The organism is Bacillus sp. RE35, from assembly GCF_052146655.1.
Taxonomy (GTDB): Bacteria; Bacillota; Bacilli; order Bacillales; family Bacillaceae_G; genus Bacillus_A; species Bacillus_A cereus.
On record NZ_CP197377.1, the window covers coordinates 4,801,098 to 4,812,500 of the forward strand.

Below are 11,403 nucleotides of genomic sequence, written 5' to 3' on the forward strand. Positions count from 1 at the left end.
TAACTATTTCTGCGAAAAACTGCAATATCCTTGTTAATTTATAAAAAACATTCGTTTTTTTCTTAAAAATGTTAGTTTTTCTTCACATTTCCGTGTAAAATATCGAATTTTGACGAATATTCATTGTAAACGCTTCATTCTACTTCTATATTTCCTCCTATTATTTTTTTCTCAACCTTTATTTTATTAGGTTTATACTATTTTTCATGCTATTTTCCACTCAAAATCAAAACAAAATAATCTGTAATAAAAAATGTTTCTCAACATTTTTTGTCATATTTTTATTGAAACGCGAAATTCATAAGCATATACTTGTTCTCAATAAAGAACTCTGATCTTTCGTAACTATAATTCATAGCGGACTACTATGTTTACTTATTTATCCTTGTTGCGAACGGTTGCTATACAAATTTAACTAGGAGGCTTTCTTATGTCATTAAAACAAAAAGTAGGAATGGGAATTATCACCGCTTCACTTGGCTTATCCCTTACATTCGGCGGTGTATTCGCCTATTTCAGTGATTCAGAAACATCAAGTAACTCATTTCAAGCTGGAACACTAGATCTTTCTATTAATCCAAGTGTAATCGTTAATGTGAAAGATTTAAAACCAGGTGATTTTATTGAAAGGAACTTCAAGCTTGAAAATAAAGGTACATTGGATATCGCAAAAGTAGCACTTGAAACATCATATGAAGTTACAGATGCAAAGCAAAATAATGACGGTGAAGATTTAGGTGATCACATTATCGTCAAGTTTCTAGTAAATGATGGACAGCCATCTAATCCAAACGATGATCATGAGATTGTGTGGGAAACAAAACTATCACAATTAAAAACTATGAAACCTGAAGATGTCGCTACGTCTCTAGAACGTCATAACTTAATAGATGGTATTAAATCTGGTGAAACAGATTACTTACACGTCCTCTTCTCATTTGAAGATAACGACCGAGATCAAAATAAATTTCAAGGTGATTCCCTGCAGCTAAACTGGACATTCCATGCTGAGCAAACAGCTGGCGTGGAGAAATAATTTTTAAAAATATAAATTACCGGAGGCCTATAAATGAAAAAGAAAAATCGTTTTGTTACCGGAATTGTAACAGCTGGCGTTTTGTTTTCAACTGCTATTCCGTTCAATGTACTTGCTGAAAATCCTATTAACCAAATTGAATCTTCAAATGCTCATTCTATATTATCTAAGCTTTCTAAAGAACAACGCCTGGCATTACAAACGGTAGATGCCAACCCTGGTTTTACAATTTCACCAGATATTAATACGAGTAGTTCTGAGCCTGTAAATATCATCGTAGAATTTCAAACTGCTCCAGTAAAGATTAATGAATTAAAACAAAAAGAAAAAGGATTACAGTCTGCTCCTGAAAATATAAAAGCACGTATTGATCAAGAACATGAAGAATTCGAAAAAGGACTAAAACGTCTTTATCAATTCAGCCCATCAGTAAAATCAGGAAACTTCCAGTCTGTACAAATTAAACGTTCTTATAAGCATGCGATAAATGGTGTTGCGATGACATTACCAGCAAATACAGTAGAAGAATTGTTACGGATTGGCGTTGTAAAACGCATTTGGAAAGATTACGAAGTGAAATTAAATTTACCAAAACAAGCTGAGCAAAAAGCACCTCAAAAACTAACAGATAGCATCCCGCAAATTGGAGTAGATAAGTTACATAGTGAGGGCATTACCGGAAAAGGAATTAAAGTTGGTGTATTAGATACAGGTATTGATTACAATCATCCTGACTTAAAAGACGTATATAAAGGCTATCGCGCGAAACCTGGTGAGGACTCTAGCAAAGTAGACCCAAACTCAGTAAAGGGTTGGGACTTTATTAATAACGATGCAGATCCAATGGAAACTACTTATTCAGAATGGCAACAATCTGGTGCTCCTGAATTTGATAGCCGTGGTTCTTCCTTCTACACAGCCCACGGCACTCACGTAGCAGGTATCGTTTCTGCACAAAAGAAGAACCAATCTGATTCAGCAGTAAAAGGTGTTGCACCTGGCATTGAACTGTATAACTATCGTGTACTCGGCCCATACGGAAGTGGAGATAGTTCAGGTATTATCGCTGCAATTGATAAATCTATTTCTGACGGTATGAATGTTATTAACTTATCGTTAGGTGATGATAGCAACAATCCACTCGATCCAACATCTATCGCTGTTAATAATGCAATGCTTTCAGGCGTTGTTACAGTCGTTGCTGCTGGTAACTCTGGACCAAATCCATCAACACTCGGATCACCAGGTGCTTCGCCATTTGCAATTACGGTTGGAGCAAGTGATAGCTCTATTTCCTTACCGAAACTATCAGGTCATGCTGGACAATTACAATTTCCTAACCTAATTCTATTCGGCAAAAACTTCACTGATAAAATAGAAGATTTCAAGGGACAAACTTTACCTATTGAATCTGTAGGAATTGGTACGCCTGACGAGTTTAGTAAAAAAGATGTAAAAGGAAAAATCGCTCTCGTTGCACGCGGTACACTGTCATTTGATGAAAAAATTGCTAATGCAAAACAAGCAGGTGCAAAAGCCGTTATTATTTATAACAATGTGGATGGAGAAATTCCTTTCTACGTTGGCGAAAGTACAAAATACATTCCAGCATTCCGCCTAACGAAAGAAGACGGTGAAAAACTAAAAGCTCAAATCGAACAAGGTAGCACCTCCTTAACTCTCGATGAAATTAATTACATTCAAACAGAAGGCGATCATCTTGCAGACTTTAGCTCACGCGGTCCTGTTACAGCAAATGATGATATTAAGCCTGATATTACAGCGCCTGGTGTCGCTATCCTTTCAACAGTTCCTGAATATATTAACGACCCGCAAGAGGGTGAAAACTACGCTGTTTCCTATGAGCGTATGCAAGGAACATCTATGGCTTCCCCTCATATCGCTGGCGTTGCTGCTCTAATTTTACAAGAACACCCAGACTACTCTCCGTTCGATGTAAAAGCGTCTCTTATGAACACAGCTAATGATTTAAAAGAAAAATATTCCGTATATGAAGTTGGAGCTGGGCGAGTAGATGCTTACAACGCCGTTCGTACAGAAACAAGCTTTAAAGTATTAGATACGACACAAACTGTTGTAAATGATGAAGTAATTGAAGTACCCGAAGAAACTGGATCTATTGCATTCGGTAAGTTTTATCAAAAAGACGGTGAAGCTCTTGAACAAAAACGAAATATAAAAGTAACTAATCATAATAAACAAGAGAAAAAAGAATTTAAAACAGAAATTTCTTATACACCAGCATCGTCTACTATTAACGATGCTGTCGCAAACGGTGTAAAAATCTCTGCTCCAGAAACAATTACTCTTGATGCTGGCAAAACAGGTGAAATTGAAGCAAAAATTAATGTTCCAGCCGGTGTGAAACAAGGCCGATATGAAGGGTACATTCATATTACGAACACAAAAAATAAAGAAGAAACATATCAAATCCCGTTCTCTATTCGTGTATCAGAGCCTGGTATTGAAAATGCAATACTATCAAGAAAAGCAATTTCAACTGATACATCTAAATTCAATCCATACGGTGAATCGTATGTTCACGGAGCATTCCAATTAAACAGCGAACTTGAAACGTTAGATCTTATCGTAAAAGATTCCAAAACAAATAAAGCTCTTGGCTTCATTGGAACATTAAACACGAGTGGCCTAAAAACTGATTTGTATTACTACTTAGATTCATTCTTTAATGGAAAAGTGTATCCTTTTACAAATGATCCTGCAAAACCAATCGGTGATGAGAAAATTAACTTACCAGAAGGAGACTACACAATTGAGTTTGTCGGTTATGATAAGGCTGGGAAAGCACGTGTAAAAGGTGATTATGTTGTAATTGATAATACACCACCAGAAGTGAAATTAACTGGATTAAAACCTGGTATTTACGAGTTAAATGAAGAAAATTATACAGTAGAAGATGGCAAAAAAGCACTATGGATTAAAGGAAATGTATACGATTCAAACGTTGATTACTTAAAAGGAAAAGGATTAAACATTACGCAAGAAGCGAATGGCGTTATGTACTATGACTATTCTCCATACTTGCATAAGTTTTTACCGATTAATGCAAATGGCGACTTTAAAGTTGGCATTACACCTGACTCCTTCAGAACGGAAGGTCCAATGAACACAGGCGTATATATTTTCGATTATGCAACTGCAGGTCCTGACTATCCAAACGGTGTAAATAACTACTGGTTTATCCCGCAAGGTGCTCAATATGCAAAAACTAGTTACGATAAAAAAGAATTATATAAAAATGACGAGTTCACAGTAACACTAAACGCGAAACACGTAAAACAATTTGTTGCTGGGCAATTTAATGTAAACTTCCTAGAGAAGAACTTCAAATTTGCAAATGCGAAATTTAATCCTGCTTTTGAAAAGCTACTTTCCCAAAAAGGGGTAACCGCAAAAGTAAATGAACCGAAACTAGAGGCAGGCTCTGTTACAGTTGGCGGAGCTATCGATGATAAAAATTTTGCTGGATTAGATGGTGATTTCCCGTTCATTGATGTAACTTTCAAAGTAGAAAATGATGAGTTTTATGAAGCAAACGCTCAATTAGAATCACCAATTTTTGTTTACTGGAAACAAGGTGAATCAGAACCAAATAGAATGCGTGTACTTCAAGATCAAACATTCTCAGTTATGTCCTTAAACTCATTAGTAGAAGGAAATATTAAACCTGGTGCATTCTTAAATGAACGCGGATATTTAGATGAAAAGTTCGATTATACAAAGCTTGACGTAAAAGTATATGCGACTGATTCTTACCGTCATAAGTTTGAAGGCTCACTAGATAAATACGGATACTTCAAATTAAATGGACTTCCTGTTAATAAACGCGACTACAACTTATATGTAGAAGTACCAGGGCATTTAATAAGCCGCCTAACTACGAAACTAGGTACTGAAAAAGACGGCAAGCTACTTGGCCAATATTATTATGCACGCCTTGATGAAAACCTTGCAGGTGATGTAAATGGCGATAAAGTAATTGATATAAAAGATGCTGAAATTATCGCTAGCAACTATAGTAAAAAAGGACTATCTGTGAAAGACGGCGACCTTAACAAAGATGGTATTGTCGACGAAAAAGATATTCGCTTCGTTGAAAAGAACTTCTTGAAAAAAGGTCCAGATGCATCTAAATCACAAACACCTGTTGAAAAATCAAAAAGCGGTACACTGGCAGATATTTTAAAGAAATTAGGATTAACGCCTAAAAAATAATAATAAAGAGCACTCTACTTAAAGTAGGGTGCTCTTTTCTATAAACGACCCTGATCCAGCAAAAGGGGTATATTGGGGATATACAAGGGAAACCGGAAAAGGAATTTATATTAAATTATATGAATTCAGAGGTAGGAAGCAGTGTCCCGCCCCTGAATGATTTAGCAATTATTATAGTACTGGTGCCATTGTTTCTTTTAATACTTTTACAGAATGAGCGAACTTCGCTTTTTCTTCTTCATTTAACTCAAGCTCTACGATTTCACGTACACCTTCGCGGTTAATTACAGCTGGAACACCTACGTAAGCATCTTTCTCACCGTATTGGCCTTCAAGGTATGCAGATACAGTTAATACGCTGTTCTCGTTGTTTAAGATTGCTTTAGTTACACGAAGTAGTGACATACCGATTCCGTAGTAAGTTGCACCTTTACGCTCGATGATATGGTAAGCTGCATCACGTACATTTTCGAAGATTTTATCTAAGTCTTCTTGTTTGTACTGTTCGTTGTTAGCTAAGATTGTTTCTAGTTTTTGTACACCGATAGTAGCGTGGCTCCATACTGGAAGTTCAGTATCACCGTGTTCACCAACGATGTAAGCATGAACGTTACGTGGATCTACATCTAAGTAGTCACCTAACATGTAACGGAAACGAGCAGAGTCTAAAGTAGTACCAGAACCAATTACGCGCTCTTTTGGTAAACCAGATTCTTTCCAAGTTACGTAAGTTAAAATGTCAACTGGGTTAGTTGCGATTAAGAAGATTCCATCGAATCCGCTATCCATAATACCGCGAACGATTTGTTTAAAGATCTTTGTATTTTTCTCAACTAAGTCTAAACGAGTTTCACCTGGCTTTTGTGGTAATCCAGCAGTGATAACTACTAAATCTGCATCTTTACAATCTGCATAGCTACCGCTCCAAACTTTTGTTGGTGATGGAGAGAATGGTACCGCATGGCTTAAGTCCATTGCTTCCCCTTCTGCTTTTGCTTCATTAACATCTACTAATACGAATTCTTCAGCTACACCTTGGTTGATCATTGAGTAAGCGTAACTACAACCTACAGCTCCTGTTCCTACTAATACTACACGATTGATACCTTTTTTCATGGTAATTTCCCCTCTCTATTGTTCACATATATTTTTTTATGATTGTTTAAGTAATTAATTAAAATACTAATTTAATGTTGTTTAACTTCTTTACATTCATATTGTAGCACGTATTATTGTGAATTACTTCACAAATTATGACCTATTTGTGAACTTTTTCACATAGAGTGTAAAGTTATTGGAATAGGTGTGGAATCCATTTCAATGGAGGCGTTTTCTTTAGATTGTGAAAGGGATTTTCTTGTGGTTTTTGTCGGTAAGTGAAATTATACCAGCGATTTTTGCAATATATCGACTTACCGACAATACTGACAACATAAAAAAGCTGTCTTCAGTAGATCACAGCTATTGAGAGAAAGCAGCTTCTTCTATATATTATTTATTTTCCACAGTAGCTCCCAGATGCATTTTCATCGGTTTCTCCAAGTGTAGGAGGCTACAGCCATACAGCTGGGGTAAAAGTTCAAGTTGAAGTTAATTCCTTCATATTCATACAGGTCCAAATAATTAACATGATTGTATTTACGGCTCTCTATGTCCCCAACTGCAACAGCGAATACTTCATATTTCTTCTATTGCATAAAAAAGCAGACTATCCAAAGTCCATTTTTATACAACAAAAAAGAGATAGCAGATTATGCTATCTCTTTTAGTATGACCCGTACGGGATTCGAACCCGTGTTACCGCCGTGAAAGGGCGGTGTCTTAACCACTTGACCAACGGGCCAGTTCTGGCAGAGAAGAAGGGATTCGAACCCTCGCACCGCGTTCGCGATCTACTCCCTTAGCAGGGGAGCCCCTTGAGCCACTTGGGTACTTCTCTATAAATATGGCTCCGCAGGTAGGACTCGAACCTACGACCGATCGGTTAACAGCCGATAGCTCTACCACTGAGCTACTGCGGAACAATTATGGTGGGCCTAAATGGACTCGAACCATCGACCTCACGCTTATCAGGCGTGCGCTCTAACCAGCTGAGCTATAGGCCCATAATTGAAAAGCGGGTGAAGAGAATCGAACTCTCGACCAGAGCTTGGAAGGCTCTTGTTTTACCACTAAACTACACCCGCATTAAATTGTAAATGGTGAGCCATGAAGGACTCGAACCTTCGACCCTCTGATTAAAAGTCAGATGCTCTACCAACTGAGCTAATGGCTCATTTTGAAAGTGGTGCCGACTAGAGGACTTGAACCCCCAACCTACTGATTACAAGTCAGTTGCTCTACCAATTGAGCTAAGTCGGCTTGCAACTTCAAAATGGTGGCTCGGGACGGAATCGAACCGCCGACACGAGGATTTTCAGTCCTCTGCTCTACCGACTGAGCTACCGAGCCTTTATGTAAAAATGGCGGTCCCGACCGGGGTCGAACCGGCGATCTCCTGCGTGACAGGCAGGCATGTTAACCACTACACCACGGGACCATTTGGTTGCGGGGACAGGATTTGAACCTGCGACCTTCGGGTTATGAGCCCGACGAGCTACCGTGCTGCTCCACCCCGCGATGATAAAATATTTACTTTAGAAAAAATGGAGGAGGTAGAGGGATTCGAACCCCCGCGCGACTCTCGCCGCCTGTCGGTTTTCAAGACCGATCCCTTCAGCCGAACTTGGGTATACCTCCGAGATATATACGTCTAATGGTGGACCTTGTAGGACTCGAACCTACGACCGGACGGTTATGAGCCGTCTGCTCTAACCAGCTGAGCTAAAGGTCCTTTATGGTAGCGGCGGAGGGGATCGAACCCCCGACCTCACGGGTATGAACCGTACGCTCTAGCCAGCTGAGCTACACCGCCATAAATGATATTAATATAAGTGGAGCCTAGCGGGATCGAACCGCTGACCTCCTGCGTGCAAGGCAGGCGCTCTCCCAGCTGAGCTAAGGCCCCATGTTTTTTAGGAATATCGGGAAGACAGGATTTGAACCTGCGACCCCCTGGTCCCAAACCAGGTGCTCTACCAAGCTGAGCCACTTCCCGTTAATAAAAGCGCGCCCGAGAGGAGTCGAACCCCTAACCTCTTGATCCGTAGTCAAACGCTCTATCCAATTGAGCTACGGGCGCATATGGTGCCGAGGGCGGGGGTCGAACCCGCACGGTGGTCACCCACCGCAGGATTTTAAGTCCTGTGCGTCTGCCTGTTCCGCCACCCCGGCATGTCATATTGAAAATTGGAGCGGAAGACGGGATTCGAACCCGCGACCCCAACCTTGGCAAGGTTGTATTCTACCACTGAACTACTTCCGCAAGACATGTATGAGTTATTTAATTAAAAGTGCGGGTGAAGGGAGTCGAACCCCCACGCCAAAGGCGCCAGATCCTAAGTCTGGTGCGTCTGCCAATTCCGCCACACCCGCATATTAATTTATTTAAGAAAAATGGGGCGACTGATGGGAATCGAACCCACGAATGCCGGAGCCACAATCCGGTGCGTTAACCACTTCGCCACAACCGCCATGATTTCTGGTGCCGACTAGAGGACTTGAACCCCCAACCTACTGATTACAAGTCAGTTGCTCTACCAATTGAGCTAAGTCGGCTAAATGGTGGAGGATGACGGGATCGAACCGCCGACCCCCTGCTTGTAAGGCAGGTGCTCTCCCAGCTGAGCTAATCCTCCATTTGCCTGGCAACGTCCTACTCTCACAGGGACAAGGTCCCAACTACCATCGGCGCTAGAGAGCTTAACTTCCGTGTTCGGTATGGGAACGGGTGTGACCTCTCTGCCATCATTACCAGACTGTATTCATTTAAGACAAGAATTATTGTAACTCATTTACTTTCGAAAGTCAACAAGTTTTTTATATTCTTTCAAAACTAGATAACATTGCTTCATATTATATGGTTAAGTCCTCGATCTATTAGTATTCGTCAGCTCCACATGTCACCATGCTTCCACCTCGAACCTATCAACCTGATCATCTTTCAGGGATCTTACTAGCTTACGCTATGGGAAATCTCATCTTGAGGGGGGCTTCATGCTTAGATGCTTTCAGCACTTATCCCTTCCGCACATAGCTACCCAGCTATGCCCTTGGCAGAACAACTGGTACACCAGCGGTGCGTCCATCCCGGTCCTCTCGTACTAAGGACAGCTCCTCTCAAATTTCCTACGCCCACGACGGATAGGGACCGAACTGTCTCACGACGTTCTGAACCCAGCTCGCGTACCGCTTTAATGGGCGAACAGCCCAACCCTTGGGACCGACTACAGCCCCAGGATGCGATGAGCCGACATCGAGGTGCCAAACCTCCCCGTCGATGTGGACTCTTGGGGGAGATAAGCCTGTTATCCCCGGGGTAGCTTTTATCCGTTGAGCGATGGCCCTTCCATGCGGAACCACCGGATCACTAAGCCCGACTTTCGTCCCTGCTCGACTTGTAGGTCTCGCAGTCAAGCTCCCTTATGCCTTTGCACTCTACGAATGATTTCCAACCATTCTGAGGGAACCTTTGGGCGCCTCCGTTACACTTTAGGAGGCGACCGCCCCAGTCAAACTGCCCACCTGACACTGTCTCCCGGGTCGATAAGACCCGTAGGTTAGAATTTCAATACAGTCAGGGCGGTATCCCACCAGCGCCTCCACCGAAGCTAGCGCTCCGGTTTCCATGGCTCCCGCCTATCCTGTACAAACTGTACCAAAATTCAATATCAGGCTACAGTAAAGCTCCACGGGGTCTTTCCGTCCTGTCGCGGGTAACCTGCATCTTCACAGGTACTATAATTTCACCGAGTCTCTGGTTGAGACAGTGCCCAAATCGTTACACCTTTCGTGCGGGTCGGAACTTACCCGACAAGGAATTTCGCTACCTTAGGACCGTTATAGTTACGGCCGCCGTTTACTGGGGCTTCAGTTCAGAGCTTCGCTTACGCTAACCCCTCTCCTTAACCTTCCAGCACCGGGCAGGTGTCACCCCCTATACTTCGCCTTACGGCTTCGCAGAGAGCTGTGTTTTTGCTAAACAGTCGCTTGGGCCTATTCACTGCGGCTTTCCGTTAAGAAAGCACCCCTTCTCCCGAAGTTACGGGGTCATTTTGCCGAGTTCCTTAACCAGAGTTCTCTCGCACACCTTAGGATTCTCTCCTCGCCTACCTGTGTCGGTTTGCGGTACAGGCACCTTTTATCTCGCTAGAAGCTTTTCTTGGCAGCGGGGAATCAAAGACTTCGCTCCATAAGGAGCTTCCCCATCACAGCTCAGCCTTCACGATAAGCGGATTTGCCTACTTATCAGCCTAACTGCTTGGACGTGCACAACCAATCGCACGCTTCTTCTATCCTTCTGCGTCCCTCCATTGCTCAAACGATAAAGAGGTGGTACAGGAATATCAACCTGTTGTCCATCGCCTACGCCTGTCGGCCTCGGCTTAGGTCCTGACTAACCCTGAGCGGACGAGCCTTCCTCAGGAAACCTTAGGCATTCGGTGGACGGGATTCTCACCCGTCTTTCGCTACTCATACCGGCATTCTCACTTCTAAGCACTCCACCAGTCCTTCCGGTCTGACTTCACTGTCCTTAGAACGCTCCCCTACCACTGATACCATTGGTATCAATCCGCAGCTTCGGTGGTGTATTTAGCCCCGGTACATTTTCGGCGCAGAGTCACTCGACTAGTGAGCTATTACGCACTCTTTAAATGGTGGCTGCTTCTAAGCCAACATCCTAGTTGTCTAAGCAACTCCACATCCTTTTCCACTTAATACACACTTTGGGACCTTAGCTGGCGGTCTGGGCTGTTTCCCTTTTGACTACGGATCTTATCACTCGCAGTCTGACTCCTAAGGATAAGTCATTGGCATTCGGAGTTTGACTGAATTCGGTAATCCGATGAGGACCCCTAGTCCAATCAGTGCTCTACCTCCAAGACTCTTACACTTAAGGCTAGCCCTAAAGCTATTTCGGGGAGAACCAGCTATCTCCAGGTTCGATTGGAATTTCTCCGCTACCCACACCTCATCCCCGCACTTTTCAACGTGCGTGGGTTCGGGCCTCC

3 protein-coding genes, 22 tRNA genes and 2 rRNA genes (1 of these 27 cut by a window edge) are annotated in these 11,403 nt (G+C 42.2%); 2 read left to right on the forward strand and 25 right to left on the reverse strand.

Features of this window, described 5'->3' with window-relative positions:
* The first annotated feature begins 430 nt into the window (after positions 1-430).
* Both ACTL4X_RS24585 and ACTL4X_RS24590 read left to right on the forward strand, forming a co-directional pair.
* Entirely contained in the window at positions 431-1,036 is a 606-nt protein-coding gene (locus ACTL4X_RS24585) for a CalY family protein (RefSeq protein ID WP_000053927.1), read from the forward strand.
* A gap of 33 nt (positions 1,037-1,069) precedes the next feature.
* Entirely contained in the window at positions 1,070-5,293 is a 4,224-nt protein-coding gene (locus tag ACTL4X_RS24590; RefSeq protein ID WP_086691994.1) for a S8 family serine peptidase, read from the forward strand.
* 171 nt (positions 5,294-5,464) lie between these two features.
* Here the strand turns inward: ACTL4X_RS24590 and ACTL4X_RS24595 are convergent, their stop codons facing one another.
* The 25 genes from ACTL4X_RS24595 to ACTL4X_RS24715 form a co-directional block, all read right to left on the reverse strand.
* Positions 5,465-6,409 carry an L-lactate dehydrogenase gene (locus tag ACTL4X_RS24595; protein ID WP_000715339.1) on the reverse strand — a complete coding sequence of 315 codons (945 nt, stop codon included), beginning with the start codon at positions 6,407-6,409 and terminating at the stop codon, positions 5,465-5,467.
* 655 nt (positions 6,410-7,064) lie between these two features.
* Positions 7,065-7,136 (reverse strand) — tRNA-Glu (locus tag ACTL4X_RS24600).
* A 5-nt stretch (positions 7,137-7,141) separates the two neighbouring features.
* Positions 7,142-7,232 (reverse strand) — tRNA-Ser (locus tag ACTL4X_RS24605).
* A 7-nt stretch (positions 7,233-7,239) separates the two neighbouring features.
* A tRNA-Asn gene (locus ACTL4X_RS24610) sits at positions 7,240-7,314 on the reverse strand.
* 7 nt (positions 7,315-7,321) lie between these two features.
* Positions 7,322-7,398: transfer RNA gene (locus ACTL4X_RS24615), tRNA-Ile, on the reverse strand.
* Positions 7,399-7,408: 10 nt separating this feature from the next.
* A tRNA-Gly gene (locus ACTL4X_RS24620) sits at positions 7,409-7,479 on the reverse strand.
* Positions 7,480-7,492: 13 nt separating this feature from the next.
* Positions 7,493-7,568 (reverse strand) — tRNA-Lys (locus ACTL4X_RS24625).
* Positions 7,569-7,578: 10 nt separating this feature from the next.
* Positions 7,579-7,654 (reverse strand) — tRNA-Thr (locus ACTL4X_RS24630).
* Positions 7,655-7,668: 14 nt separating this feature from the next.
* Positions 7,669-7,744, reverse strand: a tRNA-Phe gene (locus ACTL4X_RS24635).
* A 12-nt stretch (positions 7,745-7,756) separates the two neighbouring features.
* Positions 7,757-7,832: transfer RNA gene (locus tag ACTL4X_RS24640), tRNA-Asp, on the reverse strand.
* A 3-nt stretch (positions 7,833-7,835) separates the two neighbouring features.
* Positions 7,836-7,912: transfer RNA gene (locus tag ACTL4X_RS24645), tRNA-Met, on the reverse strand.
* 27 nt (positions 7,913-7,939) lie between these two features.
* A tRNA-Ser gene (locus ACTL4X_RS24650) sits at positions 7,940-8,032 on the reverse strand.
* 17 nt (positions 8,033-8,049) lie between these two features.
* Positions 8,050-8,126, reverse strand: a tRNA-Ile gene (locus ACTL4X_RS24655).
* 4 nt (positions 8,127-8,130) lie between these two features.
* Positions 8,131-8,207 (reverse strand) — tRNA-Met (locus ACTL4X_RS24660).
* A 20-nt stretch (positions 8,208-8,227) separates the two neighbouring features.
* Positions 8,228-8,300, reverse strand: a tRNA-Ala gene (locus ACTL4X_RS24665).
* A gap of 16 nt (positions 8,301-8,316) precedes the next feature.
* Positions 8,317-8,390: transfer RNA gene (locus tag ACTL4X_RS24670), tRNA-Pro, on the reverse strand.
* Positions 8,391-8,400: 10 nt separating this feature from the next.
* A tRNA-Arg gene (locus ACTL4X_RS24675) sits at positions 8,401-8,474 on the reverse strand.
* 3 nt (positions 8,475-8,477) lie between these two features.
* A tRNA-Leu gene (locus ACTL4X_RS24680) sits at positions 8,478-8,566 on the reverse strand.
* A gap of 16 nt (positions 8,567-8,582) precedes the next feature.
* Positions 8,583-8,657: transfer RNA gene (locus ACTL4X_RS24685), tRNA-Gly, on the reverse strand.
* Between the two features lie 29 nt (positions 8,658-8,686).
* Positions 8,687-8,767, reverse strand: a tRNA-Leu gene (locus ACTL4X_RS24690).
* A 22-nt stretch (positions 8,768-8,789) separates the two neighbouring features.
* A tRNA-His gene (locus ACTL4X_RS24695) sits at positions 8,790-8,865 on the reverse strand.
* A gap of 9 nt (positions 8,866-8,874) precedes the next feature.
* A tRNA-Thr gene (locus tag ACTL4X_RS24700) sits at positions 8,875-8,950 on the reverse strand.
* A 4-nt stretch (positions 8,951-8,954) separates the two neighbouring features.
* Positions 8,955-9,030: transfer RNA gene (locus ACTL4X_RS24705), tRNA-Val, on the reverse strand.
* Positions 9,031-9,034: 4 nt separating this feature from the next.
* Positions 9,035-9,150 (reverse strand): 5S ribosomal RNA (gene rrf, locus ACTL4X_RS24710).
* Positions 9,151-9,251: 101 nt separating this feature from the next.
* Positions 9,252-11,403 (reverse strand): 23S ribosomal RNA (locus ACTL4X_RS24715); it runs 770 nt beyond the window's last position.